The sequence below is a fragment of the Paracoccus alkanivorans genome, from assembly GCF_003697785.1.
In the GTDB taxonomy this organism is placed as follows: Bacteria; Pseudomonadota; Alphaproteobacteria; order Rhodobacterales; family Rhodobacteraceae; genus Paracoccus; species Paracoccus alkanivorans.
In genome coordinates this window covers 45,315-69,055 of sequence record NZ_QOKZ01000010.1, presented here as the reverse complement: position 1 = coordinate 69,055, position 23,741 = coordinate 45,315, and the positions used below count along the sequence as shown (strand labels likewise).

Here is a 23,741-nt window from a genome sequence, read left to right as displayed (position 1 = left end):
GCCGGACAAGGGCGAATCCTGCTGCCCAGATCTCATACGCCACGCTTGTTTCCCCAGACCAGCACATGAAGCTGCGGCAGGACCCGCGGCCTGAACCAGCCCGCCCCCGTCACCTTGTCTATGAGCCACTCCAAACGAGAGGCAGCAGCCCGCAAATCCACTGGCACTTCCGGATCAACCTCCGGATTGCCGGGCTGCAAGAAAAGCGGCAACCGTGGATAATGTTCACTGACCGACCGCGCCCATGCGAAATCGGTATCGTCGAAGATCACGATCTTCATGACGGTTTGCGGCCCTCCTTCGGTAGAAGCAAGACAGGCGTCGAAACTTCTCCAATCCACGTCCTGCCCGCTGGAGGGCGGCTTGGGGCTCAATACCAGCGTATCGAGATCGGCAAACCACGGCCTGGCGACAGAACCCTGGGTCTCGCAGGCGAAACGATAGCCTTCGGCCTTGCCAAGAGCGATGACCGGCGCGAAATCCTGGATCGCCGGGTTGCCTCCGGAAATCGATACGGTCAGGGGACGCCCGCCCGACAGGCGCCGCACCTCGGCCCAGATGGCTGCGGGCGTCATTACCCTCCATTCGTGGCGAAATGCGCTATCGACGGCATGCGGACTGTCGCACCAGAGACAGCGGTAGTCGCAACCTCCGGCGCGGATGAATACCGTTGGTTCTCCGATCAGGACACCTTCGCCCTGGATGGTCGGCCCGAAGATTTCCGCGATGCGCAATGTCATGGACGATACTCGGCCCAGGTTTTCGAAGTCTCGGATACTTTCACCGCAGAGGTTTCCGGCCAGCGCGCCTTGCACCAGTCATAGAAATGCCGTGCAATGTTCTCGGCGGTGGATGGCCCGGACAGGACCTCGTTCAGATGACGGTGATCGAAGCTGTCATCGATATAGGTCTTGAGCGGCTTCAACTCGTGGTAATCGCGCACGAAACCATTCTTATCCAGCCTGTCGGCAGCAAGTTCGACGACCACCCGGTAATTATGGCCATGCAGTCTTGCGCATTGATGATCTGCGGGAAGATGGTCGAGCTGATGAGAGGCCGAGAAATGAAACTCTTTGGTGATGCGGAACATCAGGCTGTCTCCCTGGCTGCAACCGCTTCGCGCCAGAAATCGGGATCCGAATAATCCGTCGGATCGGTGATCCCGGCCAGATGAAAAGCCTCACGGCGCTCGACGCAGGTTCCGCAACGGCCGCAATGCATCTTGCCTCCCTTGTAGCAGGACCATGTCTCGGCAAACGGGGTGGCGACGCGCGCGCCCTGCGTCACGATCTCGGCCTTCGAAGAATGCACGAAAGGTGTGTCGAGTACGATATCGGCATAACCATCCAGAGCCGCACGCTGCATGGCGTCAAAGGCCTTGGCAAATGCGGGGCGGCAATCCGGATAGATAAAGTGATCGCCGGAATGTATGGCCGCGGCGACGGCATCGTCCCCTTGCGCGGCGGCAAGACCGAAGGCGATCGTCAGCATGATCGCGTTGCGGTTGGGCACGATCGTCGTCTTCATGGTTTCTTCGGCATAATGTCCGTCCGGAACATCCACGTCATCGGTCAGCGCCGATCCCGTGAGCGCAGCACCGACAGAGCGCAGATCGACGACATGATGCGGGACCTGCAACCTGACGGCGCATGCGGCTGCGCAGTCCAGCTCCTTCCGGTGCCTTTGGCCATAGTCGAAGGATACGAGGCGGGTAAGACGATTTTCGTCTGCCATCACATGGGCAAGCGAAACGGAATCGAGCCCGCCGGAGCAGACAACGGAGGTTCTCATTTTCTCAGTCCTTGTTTTGTTGACCGGGTAGGCTGCGACCGGTAGAGCACGGGATAGGGCCTAAGCGACGAAAAGGCAAGAGAAGGTCCGACATCCGGATAGGACGCCGGAACAGACAAGCGCGTGCCATCGCCGGTCAGTCCGACGATATCTGGCCGACCCTACCCGGCGGGCATAAGCGTGACCTTGGGTGTGGCGATCTCACCCGCTGCGATCCGCTGGAATACCTGTGACGCCTTTGACATGGGGACTGCCTCGGCCCAGTCCAGCGCTCCAAGCCTGCCCTCGAAAATCGCATCGGCCGTGTCACGAAAATCCTGTGCCGTATAGGTATAGGTGCCGATGAAGGTCAGTTCCTGGAGTGTTGCGCGCCGGATATCCAGACCCGGTTCCGCATCGCCAAGGCCGATATGCATGAACACGCCCCCGGGACGCAGGGCCGCACTTCCGGCAGCCCGTGTCGCACCCAGACCCACCCCGTCCACGACGAGATCCACATCGTCAGGTCCGCCCCCTGCCCGGGGATCGAAGCACCGGACCCGATCCCGCATTGCCACGATGGCACGGCGGGCCGCGGAAGGCTCGGCCAGCCAGATCTCGGATACGCCAAGCGACCGCAAGACCAGCGCCGCCCCCAGCCCTATCGCCCCGCCCCCAAACACCAGGCAGCGGGCGGTTTCGATTGGTTGATCCAGAGCTTGCCGTGCCAGACGCACCGCATGCCAGCCACAAGCCAGCGGCTCGGCCAGCGAAGAGATATTGATGCTGACATGATCAGGTATCGGAACCAGATTGCGTGCGGGAATGGCAAGCAATTCGGCAAAGGCCCCTTCGCGCGGCGGCATCGAGATGATCTGGCGCGTCGCACAGAGATTATCCCTGCCCGAGAGACAAAAGCGACAGATCCCGCAGGTGACAAGCGGATTCACCGTGACCCGTTGCCCCGCCATCGGCCCCTGCAATACCGTTCCGGCGGCTTCGTGCCCAAGGATCAGCGGCGGAGGGCGGCGCTCGTCATGCCCGGCCCAGGCATGCATGTCAGAGCCGCAGATCCCTACCGCCTCGACACGCAGCAAGGCGTCGCCCTGACCGGGCCGGGGCTCCGGAACATCGCGAAGCTCGATCTGACGATCACCGGTATAAACAAGCGCCTTCATTTCGCCGTGAACCCCCCGTCCACATAAAGCGTCTGCCCGGTCACATAGTCCGATGCGGCGGAGCAAAGAAACAATGCGGGGCCGATGATATCCTGCATCCGGCCGTTGCGGCCGATGCAGGTTTGTGCCGCATTCCGGGCCGAGAGTTCCGGGTCGCTGAAGACAGGTCCGGTCAGTTCGGTCGGAAAGAAGCCGGGAGCGAGCGCGTTCACCATGATACCGTCGTGCGACCAGGCCTCGGCCATCGCTCGTGTCAGCTGGACGATGCCCCCTTTCGACGCACCATAGGCGATGCCGCCCGGGAAAGCCCGCTGGCTTTGCAGCGACGCGAAATTCACGATCCGTCCCCAACCCTTTTCGCGCATGGCAGGGACCAGGGCCTGCGCCAGAAAGAACGGCACGGACAGATTCAGATCCAGCGTCGTCAGCCATCCGTCCAGCGTCACCTGGTCGGCGGGCTGACGCGTATTGATACCCGCAGCGTTTACGAGGATATCGGGCGGGCCGAACGGTTCCGCGACCATGGCGGCGATGTCTGGGATGGCTTGCAGATCCGACAGATCCGCGTTGACGGCAACCGCCGAAGCTCCATCGCACCAATCGGGTTGACGGCGGGACACCGAAACGATCTTTGCCCCTCCCTCCGACAATGCCTGTGCTACAGCCTTGCCAAGACCCGAACTGGCCCCGGTCACACAGGCGACACGCCCTTCGGCACCAAGGCTGGGGATCATGCCGGAACCTCGGCATCCAGTTGGAAGGTTTCGGTGGGGAAATACTTGGCAAGCCTGATATCGGCGGTCCGCGCATGCCCCTCCATACCCTCGAGCCGCGAGATACGGGCAGTCGCCTCCGCGATCGGCTTCGCGCCTTCACGCGTTGCACGCTGCCACGTCACCAGCTTCATGTATTTATGCACCGACAGGCCGCCGGTATAGCGCGCGGCGCCGGAGGTCGGCAAAACATGGTTGGTGCCCGACGCCTTGTCACCGAAGGCAACCGTCGTTTCCTCGCCCAGGAAAAGACTGCCATAGCAGGCAAGCCGGTCCAGCCACCAGTCCAGTTCCCCGGCCTGGACCGTCAGATGCTCGGGCGCGTAGCGGTCGGCAGTGGCGGCGATCTCTTCCCGGCTGTCGCACAGGATGATCTCGGCATAGTCGCGCCAGGCGTCGGCGGCATTGCTGGCATTCACCTCGGGCAGGGTCGCGATCAGTTCCGGAACGCGGGACATGACCTTTTCGGCCAGCGGCCTGTGATCGGTGACCAGCCAGACGGGCGAGTTGTAGCCATGCTCGGCCTGTCCAACCAGATCCCAGGCAACGATCTCGGGATCGGCCGTGGCGTCAGCCAGAATCATGCTGTCGGTCGGACCCGCGAACATGTCGATACCCACCCGTCCGAAAAGCAGACGCTTGGCTTCGGCGACGAACTGGTTGCCGGGCCCCACCAGGATATCCGCCTTTGGCAGGCCGAACAGTCCGAAGGCCATCGCCGCGATGCCCTGCACTCCCCCGAGTGCAAGGATCTGATCGGCCCCGCAAAGATCCGCAGTATAGACGATTGCCGGATTCAACCCGGCACCGGGGCGCGGCGGCGAGCAGACCGCGATATGGCCGCAGCCGGCAACTTTCGCCGTCGTGACCGTCATCAGCGCGGACGCGACATGGCTGTAACGGCCGCCCGGGGCATAGCATCCGGCAGCCTGACAGGGGATCGCCTTCTGGCCAAGGACGAGCCCCGGCTGGATCTCGGTCTGGAAATCCCGGATGGTTTCCTTCTGAGCCTCGGCAAAGCGGCGCACATTGTCATGGGCAAAGCGTATGTCGTCCTTCAATCGCTGGCTGAGCCGGGAGGCAGCCGCATCGATCTCGTCGCGCGTCAGGACGATATTGCCCTCGTAGCGATCGAATTTCGCCGCATAGGCAAGCGCGGCATCCTCGCCACCCGTTTCGATCTCCGACAATATGTTCTGGACGATCTTTTGGGTTTCCCCCGCATCCGCCGTTGAAACGCGGGCAGCCTTTTTCAAATAGGTTACGGACATGATTGCCTTCTCACTTCGGGTTTCAGGATTGCAGCATCGTGGATACCGCCGGCACATAGGCGATCAGCAGAACGACGATCAGCATGAACAGGACAAAAGGGATCGCGCGGACAGATATCTTCAGGACGGACTCGCCGGTCAGCCCGCTGACGACGAACAGGTTCAGGCCAAGCGGCGGCGTTATGAAGCCGACACCCAGGGCGGTGATCATCATCACGCAGAACTGGATATCGTTCATGCCGATATTGTCGGCCAGGGGCTTCAGCAACGGCGCGAGGATCACGATATTCGGCGTCGTCTCCATCACGCAGCCGGCGGCGATCAGGATCAGGATCATCGAGAGGATCAGAATCCAGGGCTCATTGCTGAAACTGGTCATGGTATAGACGAAACCCTGCGGCACCCCCATTGCAGACAGCGCCTGCGCCAGCGGCAGGGACATGGCAATGATCGGCACGATGACGCCATTCACCTTTGCCGAACTGACCATCATCGAAGGGAAGTCGGACAGGCGCAGCGTCCCCATGACGAAGCCCAGGATGACGGTGATCGTCACGGCGGTCGCGCCCGCCTCGGTCGGGGTCAGTTGCCCGCTGAAGATACCCCAGAAGATCGCACCCGGCACGATGAAGGCATACCAGCCATTCGCCAGTGCGCGGCCCAGATTGGCAAGCCACTCGTCAAAACTCAGTGCGGCTCCCTGTTCATAGGCGTAGCGCCGGTTGATAATGGTGTTGGTCAACAGGATCGAGAGCAGAATGATCAGTCCGGGGATCAGTGCCGCCTGGAACAATGTTGAAGCCGAAATGCCCAGGACGAGCCCGATGACGATATAGGCGATCGAGGGCGGGATCAGGATCCCTGTGCAGGCCCCCGCCGCCACCAGCGCACAGGCATAGGGCCGGGGATAACCGCTTTCCACGAGACGGGCGATCGTCATGCGCCCCACTGCCGCGGCACCCGCGGCGTCAGAGCCCGAAATCGCCGAAAACATTCCGCAGACCAGAACCGTGGCAGAGCCGAAACCGCCCCGCGTCCAGTTGGTCAATGCCTCGGCCACGTCCAGGAACTTGCGGCTGAGGCCCGTCCTGACCAGCACGTCACCGGTAAGGATGAACAGCGGGATTGCAGTCAACGCAAAGTGATCGATGCCCGAGAAAAGCCCCTCACCCACCAGCGATAGTGGCAGAACCCCTGAGGCCAGCAAGAGCAGCACTGATGCTGCGCCGATCGCCACCCAGACCGGAACCGCCAGCGCCACCAGGATGACGAAAACCGCCATCGGGAGATAAAAGGTCCAGTCCAGTGCGACCGCACCCTGTTCCATATGTTGCCAAAGCATCCCGGGACCTCACTCGAACAGGCGTTCGCCCTCATAGACCGGACGGCCCGCACGCAGATCGTGAAGGTCCCGGCAGAGGGATTGCAGAAGACGAAAAATCATCAGCGAGAAACCGATCGGCACCGCCATCAGGAACCACACCATCGACACGCGAAGCCCATGGCTTACCGAGCCGAATTTCGATGATACCTGAACCGTCTCGATCGACAGCCAGAGCGCCAGCAGGGCAAGGGCAAGGGTCACGAGATCGCCAAAGATGTAGATCAGCGCCTTGCCGCGCGGTGGCAGGTAATTCAAAAGCACATCGATACGGATATGCGCCCGCTCCCGGACTGCGGCGGCGGCACCGATCCAGCACAGGTAGATGAAGCAATATCTGACCACCTCTTCGCCCCAGATCGATGAGTAGGCGAACAGTTCGCGGCGGATCACCTCTATGGTCATCGTTGCGACCAGCATGAGATAGAAGATCAGCAGCGCCCAACGTTCGGCATTATCATTCAGTGCTTTGAACATGGCTTTCCGTTGCCGGTCCGTGACCGGCTTTCCTGAATTGCGGTTCGAGCGTGTTTCCGGCCTCGGCAGCGTCGCGAACAATCAGCCGTCAGGCATCATGGACATAGGCCCGGGCCTCGGTGCCAGCCGCCTCGGCAAGCTTGTCGAACTCGGCCTTGGAGCCCGCCAGCTCGGTCTTGAAATCATCCCATTCACTTCGCTGATAACCTCCGGCCTCCTTCCACTCGGCAAGCTGGTCATCACCAAGCGTATGAAACTGGACGCCGGACTTGGCGAGTTCCGCCATGGCAAAGCTGCGTGCGGCAGGAACCTTTGCCAGGTTCTGCGCCGCCGTGATCCTGGAGGCGAACTCGATGGCTTCCTGGATCTCCGCCGGCATGGACTGGAACCATTCGAGATTGCAGGAATAGACCTGCGCATCGGGAACGGCCTGCGTAAAGGTCACATGGCTCAGCATCTCCTTGAAGCCAAACACATAAAGCGCACCGACTGCCGGATCCAGTGCATCTGCCACACCCTGCTGGATCGCCGAGGGTGTTTCGCCCCAGGCAATTGGCGTCGGATTGGCGCCGACCAGCCGGTAATAGGTCTGCAACAACGCAGAGCCGGGAACACGGAACTTCACCCCTTGAAGATCCCCCGGCGTCATGACCGGCCCGGGACCCCCCTTGCGGATGGCGACAACACGCGGATCGATCACCACGTAAAACAGCGGCTTGAACCCGCGCGCTTCGACCCGCGGATGGACGCTGTCTTTCCAGACATCGGAATAGGTAAGATTGACGAACCGTTGGTTCGACCCGCAAAGATAGGGAAGATTGATCAGGTCGACGACAGGTGCGAAGGGCGCGAAATTGGCGATGGAGTGTTGTGCGGCCTGAATGGTCCCGGACTGGACTTTCTGCACAAGCTCGTTCGCCGCACCCAACTGACCGGCAGGCGCCAGCTTGACATAGACCTTGCCGTTCGTGGTGTTCTGGATGTTCTCCTTAAGGTCGAGTTGCATGATCGGATAACTGCGGTCAGCCGTCATGACATAGGCGGTCGCAAGCGTCATGACATGTTCAGCCGCCTGTTCGCGTTCGCGCTCCTCGTTGGCCATCTGTGCGGCAGCCTTGCCGGACCACAGTGTCCCCGCAGCCGAAGCCAGCACTGCCGCGGTGAAACTTCCGGCACCCGCGAGTTTCATGAAATTGCGGCGCGATGCCGCAGCTTTCCAGGTCGTCTCCGTTTCCTTTGGCATTGTTCCGCATCCTCCCTTTGGAACTTGCTGTGATCAGCTTCTCGATCGTGCTTCCCGTATCAGGGTGCCCAGACCGAACAACGCCGACGCGGCGAACAGCGTCAGCACTTCCACGGAAGTTCCGAACAGCGCACCGCCATTCGCGGCCAGCATCAGATTGAGCACAAAGAGCAGCAAAAGCAGGCCAGAGGCCGTGAAAGCGATCACTCCGAACAACCTCATCGTTACACCTCCTCATGCAAACGAATCGTCTCGGCAAGACAAATGTAAGCGCTTACATCTTGTCATGCAAGCGCTTACATCACACAATTCGTAAACAGCAGGATATCCAGGCCATGACCGAGGACTCGAACCCGATCACTTACAGCCGTCGCTTTCCGACGATCGAGGACGTTGCCCGACTGGCGGGCGTGTCGACGGCCACGGTTTCCCGGAGCCTCAACTCTCCGGCCCGCGTGCGCGAGGCAACGCGTCAGGCCGTCGAAGCGGCTGTGAAGGAACTGGGATACACCCCGAATTTCGGTGGCCAGGCGCTGGCGTCGAACCGGACCAACACCGTCGGTGCGATCATCCCTACAATGGAGAACGCGATTTTCGCACGCGCAATTCAGGCGCTTCAGGAAACACTGGCCGCCCGGAACGTCACCCTGCTGGTGGCGACATCCCAGTATTCGCCTGCCCGTGAAGAGGATCAGATCAGAACCCTTCTTGCGCGCGGCGTTGACGGAGTCGTGCTGATCGGTAGCGAGCGTCCGGCAAGTGCCTATGAACTTCTCGACGCGCGCGGCGTTCCCTTCGTGATCCTCTGGTCAGCCCCTGCCAATACACCGCATGTGACAATCGGCTTCGACAATGCCAGTGCTGCGGCAGGGGTCGCACTCCGCGTCGTGGAAATGGGGCATCGCCGGATCGCGGTGATCTCGGGAATCACGCGGGACAATGATCGCGCACAAGCTCGCGTCGCGGGTATCGTTGCGGTGCTGGAAAATGCGGGCATCCCGATACACCCCGCGTACCTGACCGAGTGCCCCTATTCGTTGAATGACGGAGAGGCCGCCGCGATACGTCTGCTGACCGGCACGGATCGGCCGACTGCAATCATCTGCGGTAACGACGTGCTTGCCGCCGGAGCCCTGAGAGGCGCCCGCATTCTGGGGATCGACGTGCCCGGAGAACTGTCGATCACGGGTTTTGACGATATCGAACTTGCGACAGCCGTCTATCCTCCGCTGGCGACAGTGCGCGTGCCTCATCGCCGGATGGGCGCCGCGGCTGGCGACTGTCTCATGCGCTGGATCGTCGAAGGGAAACGGCCGGAGTCGATCACCCTGCCGACCGAGTTCATGGATCGCGAATCCCTGGGAAAGCTGAGGAATACGTAAAGCCCGTCAATCTTCGGCCGAAAACCGGTATCAGCCCCGGCCATGCGGTTCGGTCCAGTCGATACGCGGATTGATCGGGATGATGCGATTGGGATTAATCGTCGTGTGACTGTAATGATAATGCCGCACGATATGATCGAAATTCACCGTCCCGGCGATTCCCGGCATCTGATACAGTTCACGCGTCCAGCCCCAGAGATTCGGATATTCCCGCAGCCATGCCCGGTTGCACTTGAAATGAGTGTGATAGACCGGATCAAAGCGGACCAGCGTGGTGAACAGCCGCCAATCGGCCTCGGTCAGCCGGTCGCCGGTCAGGTAGCGCTGCCTGCCCAGCATATCCTCCAGCCAGTCGAAGCTGTCGAATAGCGGGGCAACGGCCTCGTCGTAAGCCTGCTGGCTGGTGGCAAATCCGGCCTTGTAGACGCCGTTATTCACCGTGTCATAGATGCGCTCGTTCAGCGCGTCGATCTGCGGGCGCAGATCGGCCGGATAGTAATCATCCCCGTTCCCGGTCAGTTCGTCAAAGGCCGAGTTGAACATGCGAACGATCTCGGCGCTTTCATTGCTGACGATCGTATCGCGATGTTTGTCCCACAGCACCGGAACGGTCACCCGACCCGAAGCCTTCGGGTGGGCGCGCAGATAAATCTCGCGCAGAAAGCGTGTGCCGAACAGGCCGTCACCGGTTGCGGCGGGGAAGTCAGCGCGGAATTCCCAGCCCTCCGACAACATGTCCGGATGGACGACCGAAACTCCGATATGCGATGCTAAACCTTTGAGTTCGCGAAAGATCAGCGTTCTGTGTGCCCAAGGGCAGGCAAGGCTGACATAAAGGTGGTAACGCCCGCTTTCCGCGGCAAAACCACCCTCGCCGGAGGGTCCCGCCGCGCCATGCGGGGTAATCCAGTTGCGCCACGAGGTCGTGGTCCGCTGGAACCGTCCGCCAGTGCTTTCGGTATCATACCAAACATCATGCCATGTGCCGTCGACGAGTTGTCCCATGCGAAGTCTCCATCAGGGTTGTGACCGGGCCGGCATCGCCTCACTATGTCGTGCCGCGTTTCCGCTGGTGCTTGCCACCGCAACGCGTGCGATTTCCGGTTTGTTCATATCCATGCTCACCCAGGATAGTCCGATGCCGGAAGGAAACGGCCTCATGTCTGCTTTCACGGAAACAATGACCGCCCGAGGCGTTCTGGTCCAGATGACAACGCCAGAACATGGCGTTCGCCTTGGCAGAACGGCAAGAAAATGTCGGTTTCCGTCCGGGGCTCGCCTGGCACGCGGCGGCAAATGGATATTCCCGCGATTGCGGCCAGATGGCCCAACTGCTATCCAGTCCGGCAAACCTCAGGGAGCGGCTGCAGTGGATGACTTCGCGAAGCTCGGCCTGCCTCCGGCGCCCAACTTCCGCCATCAAGCCAAGGGTTCCCGATGATCTACGCCGCGACAACCCGATTGGCCGAAGCATTTCTTCGGCTGCGCGCACAGATTGGCGGATCGGAGGCTCTGCGCGAAAGGCTCGTTCTGGGGCAGTTTCCGGCCGCCGCCGATATCTGGGTGCACGGCGCCTCGGTGGGCGAGTTGACCTCTGCCCGCCCGGTCATCGAGGCATTGGCAACCGAATTCCGCCTGCAGGTCACGGCCAATAGCGTGACGGGCCGCGATATGGTTACCGGATGGGGCCTGCCTGCCCGGTTGGCACCGCTGGACATGCCGGGAGCCCTGGGCAGGTTTCTGGATACTGTCAGGCCACGGCTGGCATTGACGGTCGAGGGTGAGTTCTGGCCGCTGCGGTCACGCATGCTGGCCGACCGGGGGATCGCTCAGGCGATGATAGGGGCACGGATGTCCGAGCGTTCGGCGGCGAAATGGACACGGCTGCGCGGCGTGATCGCCCCGATGCTGGGACGAATCGCGGCACTTTCGGCGCAGGACACGGGGAGCGAGGCCCGGTTGCGCCATCTCGGCCTGTGTGACGCCGCGATCCTGCCGCAACTGGACCTGAAGCTGCTGGCGCCCGCGCAAGTCATCCCGCCTGACGACGATCCGGCACGCGATCTCGTGGTATTGGCTGCCTCGACCCATGAGGGTGAGGATGCGGTCATTCTGGATGCCTGGCAAGCGGCCCGCGCAACCCATCCCGACCTGCGCCTGATACTGGCCCCGCGCCATCCGCAGCGAGGCGACGACATCGCCGCGCTTATCGCAGCACGCGGTCTGGAGGTGCGGCGGCGTTCGCAAGGTCACGGTAACGCGCCGCTCCTGCTGGCGGATACGTTGGGTGAAATGCCGCGCTGGTATACAGAGGCGGGGATTTGTCTTGTCGGAGGGTCGCTGACCGATCATGGCGGTCATACTCCCTGGGAACCAGCCGCTTATCGCTGTGCGATCCTGCACGGCCCGCATATAGGCAATCACGCGGACAATTATGCCGCTCTTGCTGCGGCAGGCGGCGCGGTCGCGGTTGACAGGCAGACCCTGGAGGCGGAAATGATCCGGCTGGTCTCCGAGCCCGCAGCGGCGCGGGCGATAGGCCATGCCGCCCGGGATGTTCTGGACAAGCGCGCGGGCGATCCGACGGCCTTGCTTGCCCGGCTGAGGGATCTTGCCAAGCCCGGAACCCGACACGATATATAGGGAATACAAGTGAGGATTTCGCATGATCCGCTATGCATTGCGCTGTGACAAAGGTCACGATTTCGATGGCTGGTTCCGCTCGTCCGAAGGTTTCGAGGCGATGCGGGGTTCCGGCCAGGTCGCGTGCGCGCAATGTGGTTCCACAAGCGTGGAGAAGGCGCTGATGGCGCCGTCGGTCCCGGCCGAGAAGATGCAGCGGCTGAATGTGCCGCGCAACCCCGCCGAAGTCGCGCTGGAAAAACTGCGCGAGCATGTCGAAAAGAATTCCGACTATGTGGGGCTGCGCTTTGCTGACGAGGCCCGCGCCATGCATGAGGGCGAGCGTCCGAGCCGCGCGATTCATGGTGAGGCGCGGCCTGAGGATGCGCGCAAGCTGATCGAGGACGGAGTGCCCGTTGCACCCTTGCCGTTCATCCCGCGTCAGAAGGCGAATTGACATCGCAGTGAAATGCGTTGATGCGGCAGGCCTGTCGCATCTCCTCTTGCGGTTTTCCGCCCCCAGCCATAAAAGCCGCGCCGATGGACAAGTCTGAGGCTGGAGGCCCGCAATGCCGCTTCTGGTAATGAAATTCGGCGGCACTTCCGTGGCCGACCTGGAGCGGATCGGGAATGCCGCCCAGAAGGTTCAGCGCGAAGTCGAGCGCGGCTATGATGTCATCGTTATCGTCAGCGCCATGTCGGGCCGGACCAACGAACTGGTTGGCTGGGTCGAGCAGACCTCGCCCCTGTTCGACGCGCGCGAATATGACGCCGTGGTTAGCTCGGGCGAAAACGTGACAGCCGGGCTGATGGCGCTGACCCTCCAGGAGATGGGCGTTCCGGCGCGGAGCTGGCAAGGCTGGCAGGTGCCGATCAACACCACCGACGCCCATTCGGCAGCGCGTTTCGTTGATATTCCTCGCGATAATATCGACCGCAAGTTCCAGGAGGGCTTCAAGGTCGCCGTGGTGGCCGGATTCCAGGGGCTGGGGCCGGACGGGCGGATCACCACCCTTGGACGCGGTGGCTCGGATACCACCGCCGTCGCCTTTGCCGCTGCCTTCGAGGCCGAGCGCTGCGACATCTATACCGATGTCGATGGCATCTACACCACCGATCCGCGCATTACCTCGAAAGCGCGCAAGCTGGAAAAGATCGCCTTCGAGGAAATGCTTGAACTGGCCAGTCTGGGGGCGAAGGTGCTGCAAACCCGCTCGGTCGAGCTGGCGATGCGCTACAAGGTCCGGCTGCGTGTGCTATCCTCCTTCGAGGATACCGACGAAAATTCCGGCACGCTGGTCTGCGATGAGGATGAAATCATGGAATCGAAAGTCGTCAACGGGGTCGCCTATTCACGGGAAGAGGCCAAGATCACCCTTGTCACGGTCGAAGACCGCCCCGGCATATCGGCCGCGATCTTTGCGCCGCTGGCCGAGGCCGGTGTGAATGTCGATATGATCGTGCAGAACATCTCGGAAAAGGATTACGAGGATCACCCCGGCTCGGTGACCGACATGACCTTCTCGGTCCCGATCAATCAGGTCGAGCGTGCCCGCAAGGTCATGGAGGAGGCGCGGGCAGCCGGGACGATTTCCTACGAGGAACTGATAGCCGATACCGAGGTCGCCAAGGTCAGCGTCGTCGGCATCGGGATGCGCAGCGCGACCGGGGTCGCGGCCCGGATGTTCAAGGCGCTCGCCGATGAGAACATCAACATCAAGGTCATCGCCACGAGCGAGATCAAGATTTCGGTGCTGATCGACCGCAAATATATGGAACTCGCGGTTCAGGCACTGCATGATGCCTTTGGCCTGGAGATGGCCTGAGGGGAAACCGGACGCAAGATCCGGAGCACGGCCCACAGGGCCATCGCGGCAAAAAAGACAGGGGCGCGATGCCGGACCGGAAAGATAGCGATTCACGCAAGCTGCTGAGGCGGCTGAAGGAAATTCTTGCCGCCCCGGGGGGCGGGCAGGATCGGCTTGACCAGATCACCCATCATATCGCCGATTCGATGGGCACGCAGGTCTGTTCGATCTACCTGTTCCGGGACGCGGAAACTCTGGAGCTTTGCGCCACCGAGGGGCTGCGGGTCGAGGCCGTCCATCAGACGAGGCTGCGCCTGGGCGAGGGCCTGGTCGGGCGCGTCGCTCGCACAGGGCGTTACGTGAACACCGCAGACGCACCCTCCGCGCCCGGATTCCGCTTCATGCCCGAAACCGGCGAAGAGGTGTTCCCCAGTTTTCTGGGCGTCCCGATCCAGCGTGTGGGCGAGCGGCTCGGGGTGCTGGTCGTGCAGTCGCAGGAAAAGCGGCTTTTCAGCGATGACGAGGTCTACGGCCTCGAAGTCGTCGCCATGGTGCTGGCAGAGATGACCGAGCTTGGCGCCTTTCAGGGCAGCCAGTCCGACAGCATGCCCCTGGCGCATCGCTTCCCGCTGATGTTCCGTGGCGGAACCGGGCAGGAGGGCGCGGCCGAGGGGCATGTCTGGCTTCACGATCCCCGGGTGGTGGTCGCCAATCCGGTCGGCGACGATCCCGAAGCAGAACTCCAGCGCCTGCATGATGGTGTAAACCGCCTGCGCGAAACCGTCGACACGATGGTCGCCGCAGCCGATATGGGTGGCGGCGGAGAGCATACCGCTGTGCTGGAAACCTACCGGATGTTTGCCCATTCGCGCAGCTGGCTGCGCCGGATGGAAGAGGACATCAAGCTGGGCCTCTCGGCCGAAGCGGCGGTCGAAAAAGAGCAATCCGCCGCCCGCGCCCGGCTGGAACTGGCCGCCGATCCCTATTTGCGGGACAGGCTGCACGATCTGGATGACCTGTCGAACCGCCTGCTGCGCATCCTGACAGGACAAGGCAGCGACACCGGTGCCGAGATGCCCGAGGACCCGATCCTGGTGGCCCGCAATATCGGGCCGGCAGAGTTGCTGGAATACGGCCGCAAGCTGCGAGGCGTGGTGCTGGAGGAAGGCTCGGTAGGCAGCCACGCCGCCATCGTCGCCCGCGCATTGGCCATTCCCCTGGTCATCCATGCCAGTCGTATTACCGCCGAGGCGCTTAACGGCGACCCGATCCTTGTCGATGGTGATCAGGGCATCGTGCACCTGCGCCCCGAGGACAGCGTCACGGCCGCGTTCCGCGACAATCTCGCCATGCAGGCCGAGGCGCAGAATCGCTATGCCAGCCTGCGCAACCTGCCTGCCACCGGCACCTGCGGAACGACGATACAGCTTTACATGAATGCCGGCCTGATGGCCGACCTGCCTTCGCTCGAGGGATCGGGGGCCGAGGGCGTGGGACTGTTCCGCACCGAATTGCAGTTCCTGATCCGCAACCACGTCCCCCGCCGGACGGAGTTGGCAAGGCTTTACCGCCATGTGATGGACAGCGCCAAGGGCAAGCCGGTGATGTTCCGCACACTGGATATCGGCTCTGACAAGGTCTTGCCCTATATGAAGCCTCAGGACGAGCCGAATCCGGCAATGGGCTGGCGTGCGATTCGCGTGGGGCTGGACAAGCGCGGCGTATTGCGGATGCAGTTGCAATCGCTTATCCGCGCTTCGGCGGGTCGCCCCCTGCATGTGATGTTCCCCTTCATCTCGGACATCACGGAATACGAGGCCGCCTATCGCATCCTGATGCACGAACTGGCCCGGGAACAGCGGCTTGGCCACGACATGCCCAGCGATATCCGGGTGGGCGCCATGCTGGAAACCCCATCGCTGGCATTCGCGCCCAAGCGTTTCTTCGAGATGTGCGATTTCATTTCTATCGGCGGCAACGACCTGAAGCAGTTCTTCTTTGCCGCCGACCGGGAAAACGAGCGCGTCCGCCGCCGCTACGACACGCTCAATACTTCATTCCTGATGCTGCTGCGCCAGATCGTGTCGCGCTGCGAAGAGGCGCGTGTGCCGCTCTCTTTCTGCGGCGAAGACGCGGGCCGCCCGATCGAGGCGCTGACATTCGCGGCCTTGGGAATCAGGCGGCTATCGATGCGCCCTGCCTCGATCGGGCCGGTCAAGCACCTGATCCGCCGAGTCTCGATCGATGAACTGCGTAAGGTCATCGACGAGGCGCAGGAATCGGGACTGACCAATCTGCGCCGCCCGATCACCGAATGGCTCGCACGCCAATAAGTGAACATATCCCACTTTCATATGAAGTAACGTTGGGTTATTCCCTCTCTTACCTCTCGCCGGGAAACCCGCTGGCAGGTCAGCGTGTTACCGCCTATACAGCTTGCTGCAATGCGGCAGGATCCGTATGATGAACAGGTTTATTGGCATCGAATTCCACTCATGAAGCGCAGACAATTTCTCAATGCAGCCAGTGCTCTGGCCGTCGGAGGCCAGTTCGTGGCAACCAATGCGCAAGCGCAGGACGCGTCCGAAGGGCCGTCTCCGGCGCTCGATGTGTTCGGATTCGAGGAAGTCGCGGCAATCGCGGCAGACCGGGCCACGCGAGTCTATACTCAGCCGGTCGCGGAGCAGGTCGGAAGTTTCGCCGATCTGAACTATGATCAATATCGCGCGATCCGGTTCCGCAGGGATATGGATCCGTTGAAGGGACGCGGAGGGTTCGCGCTGGATTTGCTACCCCCCGGAGCAATCTTCTACGAGCCGATAAATATCAACGTCGTCCGCGACGGGGTTCCGCAGAAGCTGGGTTTCGACCCTCATATGCTAGAATTCGACCCTTCGCAGTTTCCCGACGGCGCAGATCTGGAAACCAAGGGCGATATGGGCTGGTCCGGATTCCGCCTGCGCACGATGCTGAACAAGCCGGGAATTATGGACGAGTTCCTGGTTTTCCAGGGTGCCACCTATTTTCGTGCCGTGGCGCGGGGAACTCTTTACGGACTTTCCGGACGCGGCCTTGCGATAAAGACCGGCAGCCCGGATGGCGAGGAATTCCCGCTGTTCACCGATTTCTGGATACACGAGCCGGCCGAGGCGACCGGCACCGTTCGCATCCATGCGGTTCTCGACAGTAAATCCGTCACCGGCGCCTATCAGTTCGACGTCAATCCCGGTGCGGTGACCATGATACGCACCCGGGTCGCATTGTTCCCCCGCGTCGAGTTGCGCGAAACCGGGCTTGCGCCGCTGACATCTATGTTCTGGTTCAGCCCGGCCAGCCGGCGCACGGTGGACGACTACCGTCCCGCCGTCCATGACAGCGACGGGCTGCAGATGCATACGGGGGCCGGTCAGGCGCTATGGCGCAGCCTGTCCTCTCCCAAGACATTGCAGATCGCCTCTTTCGTGGATCACTCTCCGAGAGGTTTCGGCCTGATACAACGCAAGCGGGATTTCGAGGATTTTCAGGACGCCGAGGCGATGTATCACCTGCGGCCGTCGGCTTGGATCGAGCCCGAGGCAGATTGGGGCGAGGGCGAAATCCGGTTGATCGAGATCCCGGTCGAGAACGAGTTCAACGACAATATCGTCACCTATTGGGTACCCAAGAACCCGATGGCCAAGGGCAAGCGGCACGAATTTCGCTACCGGCTCAGTTTCACCGCTTTGCCCCCGAATGATCTGCCGCTTGCCAAAATCAGGCAGGTGCGGTCCGGCCGATCGATCAATTCCGAAACTACGCGCAGCTATATCGTCGATTTCGACCTGTCCCTCTTTACCCAGGAGATGCCGGAATCGAAGGTGACCACCTCGACCGGAAAGATCGTCCATGCCTATCTGAAACCGCTGCCGGAGCAGGAAGTCCTGCGCCTCGCCTTTGAATACGAACCGGGAGACGCGGAACTCGCCGATCTTCAGGCTCTATTGACCAACAAGGATGGTGTCGCGTTAAGCGAAACCTGGATGACACGTTGGACCGCATGAACGTGACCACCGTGCTGGATAAGGTCGGGCTGCCCCCGATGCCGCCCGAGGCGCCGCTGGACATGCCGGTTCAGGATTTCCGTGCCCCACCACCCAAAGGCCCACGCCGGGGCTACGAGGCGCCGAATGTCTGGCTGGCGAGGCTGATCGCGTTCGGCGGCACACTGGCCTTGGCGATAACCGGCTTTACCCAGATGCTGAACGTGTTCGGTGACAAGCCGACCCCGATGCAGCTCATGCTGCTTGCGTTATTCGTGCCGACTTTCGCTTGGGTGGGTTTCAGCTTTTGTGCCATGCTCGCCGGTGTTCTGGCGCATCGTCCGAAAACACCGGATACACCGGGCAAGGCGCGGGTCGCCGTGGTCATGCCGATCTATCACGAGAATGCCGCGGCCAGTATCGGGCTGCTGACGGCACTGGCGAGCGAGCTTGAACGCGAGGGAATGGGCAATCGGACGGAAGTCTTCGTGCTGTCCGATACGCGTGATCCGGCAATTGCAGTGGACGAGACCCTGGCGATTTCAGCCGCTCGGGAATTTTCACCTCTGCCCCTGTGGTATCGGCGCCGGGAAACGAATGCCGACCGCAAATCCGGCAATATCGCCGAGTTCCTGCGCCGTTGGGGTGGAAACTACGACCAGATGGTGGTGCTGGACGCCGACAGCGTCATGAGCGGGGCAACGGTCAAGGCCCTGTCGGCCCGCATGGAGGCCGCGCCTGATCTGGCTCTGATCCAGACGATGCCGGTGCTGGTCGGCGGCGAGACCATCTTTGCCCGCCTGACCCAGTTCGCCGGCCGGGTCTATGGGCCGATGATCGCGCGCGGGGTCGCGGCATGGTCAGGCAATACCGGAAATTACTGGGGCCATAACGCGATCATCCGCATCAGCGCCTTTGCACAATGCTGCGGACTGCCCACCCTGCCCGGCAAACCGCCTTTCGGCGGCTCGATTCTCAGCCATGATTTCGTCGAGGCCGCCGCCCTGTGCCGGGCCGGCTGGAAAGTCCGGCTGGATTACGATCTGCGCGGCAGTTACGAGGGATGCCCGCCAACGCTTCTGGATATGGCCGCGCGCGAGCGGCGATGGGCACAGGGGAATTTGCAGCATCTCAGCCTGATCGGCATGCGGGGCACCCGCGCCATCAGCGGAGCGCATTTCGCCATCGGCATATTCGGCTTTCTGATGAGTCCGATCTGGCTTGCGCTGATCCTTGTCGGCCTCGTCCTGTCCGCCACCGTGCTCCTGTCCACCCCGGAATACTTCCCGAACGCCTACCAGCTTTTCCCCGACTGGCCCGTCTTTGACTCCCGCAGGATGCTATGGCTGTTCATGACCGCCATGGGACTGCTGCTATTGCCCAGATTTTTCGGTATCTTCCGCGCATGGTCCCGCCCCCTGGCGAAAAATTCCGGCGGTCCGGTGCATATCTTCGCCAGCGCATTGTTCGAGATCATCCTCTCGGCCCTGATCGCACCCGTGCAGATGCTGACCCAGACCCGGCAGATCTATGAAATCCTTCGCGGCCGGGACAGCGGATGGAAGGCACAGACGCGGGCCGGGTCGATGCCTGCCTGGCGTGTCGTGCTCAGCCGTCACTGGACCCATGTCGGCCTGGGGGTGGGAACGCTGATCGTACTGGCCGAATTTTCGCCTCCACAGCTCATCTGGCTGTCGCCGATCCTTGCGGGACTGATCCTTTCGCCGTTGACCTCACGCTTGTCGGCCAGCCCGGTCTTCGGCCGATGGGCTCGCATGCGAGGCCTTCTGGTCACACCGGAGGAACGTGAAACTCCTCCGATCATCGCGGAGGCACAGGCCGCGACCCGCCGTCTTCCCCGTGCCGTGGAAGGCCCCGGCTCCATTCTGCGCCTTGGGCGCGACCCGGTGCTTCTGGCCCGGCATATCGCCATGCTGCCCCCTCCGGATGCCAGGCCGGCCTCCGAGCGATTGGCCAGCATCACCGCCGGCGCCAAAATCGCCAATGCGGCAAATCAATCCGAAGCGCTGAATTTTATGAACCGGGCCGAGGCTGATGCGTTAGTGTCCAACAAGGACCTGCTGACGCGCTGGAGCCAACTGCCCGCATGAAACGTATTATAGCTTTGGATATGCTGCGCGGTTACGCGCTGGTCTGCATCATGGTCGACCACATGCCAGTCTCGGAACTGCGCAGGTTCACCCTTGGCAATTTCTCGGTATTCGATGCCGCTGAGCTGTTCGTGCTGCTGTCAGGCTTTCTTGTCGGCCTCGTCTGGTGCACGGTCGAAGCGAAAGAGGGCCGTAATGCCGCGCAATGGCGCTTTACCCGCCGCGCTTTCGAAGTCTGGCGCGCCCTGGTGATCGGCGGTATTCTTCTGGCATTGCTGTCGGCCGGCCTGCTTGCATTGGGCATGAAGCACACGGCGGTCTGGAATCAATACGCGGTCTGGATCGTGGAGGACCCGCTATGGTATCTGGGTGCGCTGGCAAGCATGTGGCTGCAACCGAACCTCATGGATGTCCTCGCGGTCTATGTCATCCTGATCGCATCGGCCCCCGTGCTGGTTCCTGTTTTGATACGCTGGCCGCTACTTTTCATCGCCTGTTCGGTGGCATTGTGGTGGTTCGCCCCCGGCCTGAACAAGTTCATTCCGAACCATAGCGGCAAGGGGCTGCTATTCAACCCGTTCGGCTGGCAGATGCTGTTTTACACCGGAACAGCAATGGCGCTCTTCAGGCATCGCTTCATGCCGGTGCTGCTGCGTTACAAGCATCTGCTGACGGCACTCTCTGTGGGGATGTTCGTTTTCGGCGCGACGATCGTCATAGCGGTGAAGTTCGGCGATGATGCCCTGCTTATCCGGAATGCTCTGAAGCAAGTTTACGGGGTAGTGGATAAATGGCCGCTCGACGGCACCCGCTATCTTGCGATCCTGGCTGCCAGCTGGCTGGTCGCCGTCCCGCTAAGCGGCCTGATGGAGCGGCTGGCTGCGACCCGCCCCGGCATCGCATTGCAACAGATCGGCCGTGGCGGCTTGTGGTCATTCGTCATCTGCGTGATGTTGTCGATCCTCGGGGACGCGTTCCAGCAGAACCCGGCCGGCCAGGAAATCCTGCATAGGCTGAGCGTCGATCTCTGGACCATCCTTGCGTTGTGGTGGTTTGCCGCGGTCTGGCTTGAACATGGCGTCCCGCGGCAAAAAGCGTGGAAAGCAGAGCGGGCAGGCGGATGGAAACCCTGGTTTCTCGCCTGATCGCAGCAAGGACCACGGCATCTTCCGACGATAGCTGAAATCGCCCACCCGATAATCGGGCGCGGGCCATCCTTGCCGCAAGCGCCCCGCTTCAATAGGTAGGGCTTTAATGCGCGACGTCGGACAGGGGCGAATACGGAAGATGCGAATTCTGCTGGTAGGAGCCGGGCTGTCCGGCGCCGTGATCGGGCGAAGGCTGGCCGAAGCCGGACACTCCTGCCGTATCATCGACAGCCGTAGCCATATCGGCGGCAATTGCTATACCGAGCGTGATGCCGAAACCGGCATCATGATGCATGTCTACGGCCCTCATATCTTTCACACCGATGACGAGGAGGTGTGGAACTATGTAAACGGCTTTACGGATTTCATGCCCTTCCAGAACCGGGTGAAGGCCACCGCACAGGGAGGCGTTTACTCACTGCCGATCAACCTGCTGACGATCAATCAATTCTTCGGCAAGACCCTGCACCCCGACGAGGCCAGGGCATTCATCGCCGAAAAGGCCGACAGCTCCATCACCGAGCCGCGAAATTTCGAGGAGCAGGCGCTTCGCCTTGTCGGGCGGGAGCTCTACGAGGCATTCTTCAAGGGCTATACCGAAAAACAATGGGGCTGTTCACCGACCGAGTTGCCCGCATCGATCCTCAAGCGCCTGCCGCTGCGTTTCAACTACGACGACAATTATTTCTTCCACCGCTTCCAGGGCATTCCGCGTGACGGCTATACCCCGATGTTCGATGCGATCCTGGATCACCCCAATATCTCGGTCGAGTTGAACACTGCCTACACTCCCGAAATGGCCGCCGAGGCCGATCACGTATTCTGGTCCGGCCCGCTGGACGGCTATTTCAGCTATGAGCTGGGTCATTTGGGATACCGCACGCTGGATTTCGAACGCTTCACCTATGGCGGCGACTACCAGGGCTGCGCGGTAATGAATTACGGTGATCGCGACGTGCCCTATACGCGCGTCACCGAACACAAGCATTTCAGCCCATGGGAAAGCCATGAAGGGAGCGTCTGCCATCGCGAATACAGCCGTGCGGCAGAGCCCGGTGACATCCCCTATTATCCGATCCGGCTGGTGACGGAGAAGGCCCTGCTGGAGAAATACATCGCAAGGGCCGAAGCCACCAAAGGCGTCACATTTGTCGGCCGGTTGGGAACCTATCGGTATCTGGACATGGATGTCACCATCCGCGAAGCACTGGATACGGCCGAGGCGTTTCTCGCCGGCAACGACAGCAACGAGGCTCCTCCAGCCTTCCTGAAATCTCCACGATAGCGCCGCGCCGGGCACCGGCGGCAAGACTGCCATGGAAAACCGCAACCGCGATACATTGGCGGTCTCTTCCGCTATCCGGGCACGCCAGGACAAAAGAATGTTCGCCTATATACAAGAAACCCGGGAATATCGTGCTATGGTTCCGCTCATTCTATAGTTTCAGGACATCTCTGGAGGGATGCAGGGAAATGGGGAGTGAGAACGTCAGTTTTGCCTTGGCAGAGAATCGCAGGGCTTGGCGCCAGACGGTATCCCAGGCCTATTTCGCGCTGGATGTGGAGCCGCGTGACAAGGAACGTTTCAGAGGAAGCATGCATCGCTGGCGGCTTGGAAATGTAGAGCTTTCCAGGATTCATTGCGACGGGCTGATATACCGGCGGCATGACCGCCATTTGCTGAACGAAACCGAGAGTTCGCTACTGATTGCCATCCCCGAGGACGAAACCATCAATTTCGTTCAGGGTGACCGCCGCTCGACATGCAAACCCGGCGGGTTTCTGGTCGAGCGCAGCGACGCGCCTTATGAATACTGGCATACTGAACGCAATCGGCAATGGGTCCTGAAGGTTCCGACAGCCCATGTGCGTGCAAGATTGGGCAGAGCCGAGCGGCTTGGCGGTCTTGCCTTCGATGCCGGCAGCGGCATTGCGTCCTTTTTCGTTTCCAGCCTGCATATGACGATCAATCATCTGGAGGTGATCGACGAGGCGGCGCGGGGTGCGGCCGGAACCCATCTGGTCGAGCTGCTGTGCCTGGCGATCATGGACGATCAGCGGGTGCTGACCAGCAATCTGTCATCGGTTCGCGCGGCACATCTTTCCCGCGCGGAAACCTTTATCCGCGATCATCTCAAGGATCCCGACCTGAGCCCAGGAATGGTTGCCGAGGGCTGCGGCATCTCCCTGAGATATCTCCAACGGCTGTTTCACGAATCCGATCAGTCCATCCAGGGCTATATTCGTGAACGAAGGCTGAGCCGTTGCAACGAGGAACTACGCTCGCTGCAATCAAGCCGCACCATCTCCGATATTGCCTATGACTGGGGTTTCACGGATCAGGCGCAGTTCTCGAAATACTATCGCGCAAGGTTTGGCAGAACCGCGTCGGAAACTCGCAGGGAGGCAATGACAGCCCCGCGGGAACACTGAACCCGCAGCGCCCGGCGCCGCGAAGAAACACGAAAGCCCAGCACGGCCCCCAAAGGGACCGATATCTGCCGGAAACATGGCACCGGCGGCCGGGAACATATGTCCAAAAATCATGGAGAAGACCG

20 protein-coding genes and 1 pseudogene are annotated in these 23,741 nt (G+C 61.4%); 10 read left to right on the top strand and 11 right to left on the bottom strand.

What is annotated here, in order from left to right:
- Positions 1–32: 32 nt before the first annotated feature.
- The 10 genes from queE to C9E81_RS19345 form a co-directional block, all read right to left on the bottom strand.
- Positions 33–740 carry a 7-carboxy-7-deazaguanine synthase QueE gene (gene queE / locus C9E81_RS19390; RefSeq protein WP_122114013.1) on the bottom strand — a complete coding sequence of 236 codons (708 nt, stop codon included), beginning with the start codon at positions 738–740 and terminating at the stop codon, positions 33–35.
- The gene (gene queD / locus C9E81_RS19385) at positions 737–1,090 is read right to left on the bottom strand and encodes a 6-carboxytetrahydropterin synthase QueD (RefSeq protein WP_122114012.1); all 354 of its coding nucleotides are present in this window, start codon (positions 1,088–1,090) and stop codon (positions 737–739) included. The genes queE and queD overlap by 4 nt, the downstream gene beginning before the upstream one ends.
- Positions 1,090–1,791 carry a 7-cyano-7-deazaguanine synthase QueC gene (queC, locus tag C9E81_RS19380; protein ID WP_122114011.1) on the bottom strand — a complete coding sequence of 234 codons (702 nt, stop codon included), beginning with the start codon at positions 1,789–1,791 and terminating at the stop codon, positions 1,090–1,092. Before queC ends, queD begins: the two co-directional genes overlap by 1 nt.
- Before the next feature lie 161 nt (positions 1,792–1,952).
- Positions 1,953–2,948 carry an alcohol dehydrogenase catalytic domain-containing protein gene (locus C9E81_RS19375; protein WP_122114010.1) on the bottom strand — a complete coding sequence of 332 codons (996 nt, stop codon included), beginning with the start codon at positions 2,946–2,948 and terminating at the stop codon, positions 1,953–1,955.
- Complete coding sequence (locus C9E81_RS19370) at positions 2,945–3,682, bottom strand: SDR family NAD(P)-dependent oxidoreductase (RefSeq protein WP_122114009.1); 738 nt, start codon at positions 3,680–3,682, stop codon at positions 2,945–2,947. Before C9E81_RS19370 ends, C9E81_RS19375 begins: the two co-directional genes overlap by 4 nt.
- A complete protein-coding gene (hisD, locus tag C9E81_RS19365) occupies positions 3,679–4,992 on the bottom strand; it encodes a histidinol dehydrogenase (protein ID WP_122114008.1) in 1,314 nt (437 codons plus the stop codon). The genes C9E81_RS19370 and hisD overlap by 4 nt, the downstream gene beginning before the upstream one ends.
- A gap of 22 nt (positions 4,993–5,014) precedes the next feature.
- Positions 5,015–6,334, bottom strand: coding sequence for a TRAP transporter large permease (locus C9E81_RS19360; RefSeq protein WP_122114007.1), 1,320 nt, complete (start codon positions 6,332–6,334; stop codon positions 5,015–5,017).
- 9 nt (positions 6,335–6,343) lie between these two features.
- Positions 6,344–6,850 (bottom strand): TRAP transporter small permease, encoded by a 507-nt coding sequence (locus C9E81_RS19355; protein ID WP_122114006.1) that lies wholly within the window; start codon positions 6,848–6,850, stop codon positions 6,344–6,346.
- 88 nt (positions 6,851–6,938) lie between these two features.
- Positions 6,939–8,093: a TRAP transporter substrate-binding protein gene (locus C9E81_RS19350; RefSeq protein ID WP_122114005.1), complete on the bottom strand. Its 1,155-nt coding sequence runs from the start codon at positions 8,091–8,093 to the stop codon at positions 6,939–6,941.
- A 33-nt stretch (positions 8,094–8,126) separates the two neighbouring features.
- Positions 8,127–8,315 carry a hypothetical protein gene (locus C9E81_RS19345; protein WP_122114004.1) on the bottom strand — a complete coding sequence of 63 codons (189 nt, stop codon included), beginning with the start codon at positions 8,313–8,315 and terminating at the stop codon, positions 8,127–8,129.
- A 113-nt stretch (positions 8,316–8,428) separates the two neighbouring features.
- On the opposite strand from C9E81_RS19345, the gene C9E81_RS19340 reads away from it, so the two are divergent.
- Positions 8,429–9,475, top strand: a complete 1,047-nt coding sequence (locus tag C9E81_RS19340; protein ID WP_122114003.1) for a LacI family DNA-binding transcriptional regulator — start codon at positions 8,429–8,431, stop codon at positions 9,473–9,475.
- A 30-nt stretch (positions 9,476–9,505) separates the two neighbouring features.
- Here the strand turns inward: C9E81_RS19340 and C9E81_RS19335 are convergent, their stop codons facing one another.
- Positions 9,506–10,480, bottom strand: coding sequence for a glutathione S-transferase family protein (locus tag C9E81_RS19335; RefSeq protein WP_122114002.1), 975 nt, complete (start codon positions 10,478–10,480; stop codon positions 9,506–9,508).
- A 432-nt stretch (positions 10,481–10,912) separates the two neighbouring features.
- Here C9E81_RS19335 and C9E81_RS19330 point away from each other — a divergent pair, with 432 nt between their 5' ends.
- The 9 genes and pseudogenes from C9E81_RS19330 (at position 10,913) to C9E81_RS19290 (ending at position 23,616) form a co-directional block, all read left to right on the top strand.
- On the top strand, positions 10,913–12,118 hold the full coding sequence (locus tag C9E81_RS19330) for a 3-deoxy-D-manno-octulosonic acid transferase (RefSeq protein WP_122114001.1): 1,206 nt from the start codon (positions 10,913–10,915) through the stop codon (positions 12,116–12,118).
- 22 nt (positions 12,119–12,140) lie between these two features.
- Positions 12,141–12,554 (top strand): DUF1178 family protein, encoded by a 414-nt coding sequence (locus tag C9E81_RS19325; protein ID WP_122114000.1) that lies wholly within the window; start codon positions 12,141–12,143, stop codon positions 12,552–12,554.
- A 112-nt stretch (positions 12,555–12,666) separates the two neighbouring features.
- Positions 12,667–13,923: an aspartate kinase gene (locus tag C9E81_RS19320; protein ID WP_122113999.1), complete on the top strand. Its 1,257-nt coding sequence runs from the start codon at positions 12,667–12,669 to the stop codon at positions 13,921–13,923.
- A 68-nt stretch (positions 13,924–13,991) separates the two neighbouring features.
- Positions 13,992–16,238 (top strand): phosphoenolpyruvate--protein phosphotransferase, encoded by a 2,247-nt coding sequence (ptsP, locus tag C9E81_RS19315; protein ID WP_122113998.1) that lies wholly within the window; start codon positions 13,992–13,994, stop codon positions 16,236–16,238.
- 162 nt (positions 16,239–16,400) lie between these two features.
- The gene (locus C9E81_RS19310; RefSeq protein ID WP_122113997.1) at positions 16,401–17,945 is read left to right on the top strand and encodes an OpgD/OpgG family glucan biosynthesis protein; all 1,545 of its coding nucleotides are present in this window, start codon (positions 16,401–16,403) and stop codon (positions 17,943–17,945) included.
- Positions 17,942–20,002, top strand: a pseudogene (mdoH, locus tag C9E81_RS19305) (glucans biosynthesis glucosyltransferase MdoH); the annotation flags it as partial. The gene C9E81_RS19310 and the pseudogene mdoH, both read left to right, overlap by 4 nt.
- Positions 20,003–20,031: 29 nt before the next feature.
- Complete coding sequence (opgC, locus tag C9E81_RS19300; RefSeq protein WP_122113996.1) at positions 20,032–21,180, top strand: OpgC domain-containing protein; 1,149 nt, start codon at positions 20,032–20,034, stop codon at positions 21,178–21,180.
- A gap of 142 nt (positions 21,181–21,322) precedes the next feature.
- Positions 21,323–22,468: a UDP-galactopyranose mutase gene (gene glf, locus C9E81_RS19295; protein WP_122113995.1), complete on the top strand. Its 1,146-nt coding sequence runs from the start codon at positions 21,323–21,325 to the stop codon at positions 22,466–22,468.
- Between the two features lie 188 nt (positions 22,469–22,656).
- Entirely contained in the window at positions 22,657–23,616 is a 960-nt protein-coding gene (locus C9E81_RS19290; protein WP_122113994.1) for an AraC-like ligand-binding domain-containing protein, read from the top strand.
- Positions 23,617–23,741: the final 125 nt, after the last annotated feature.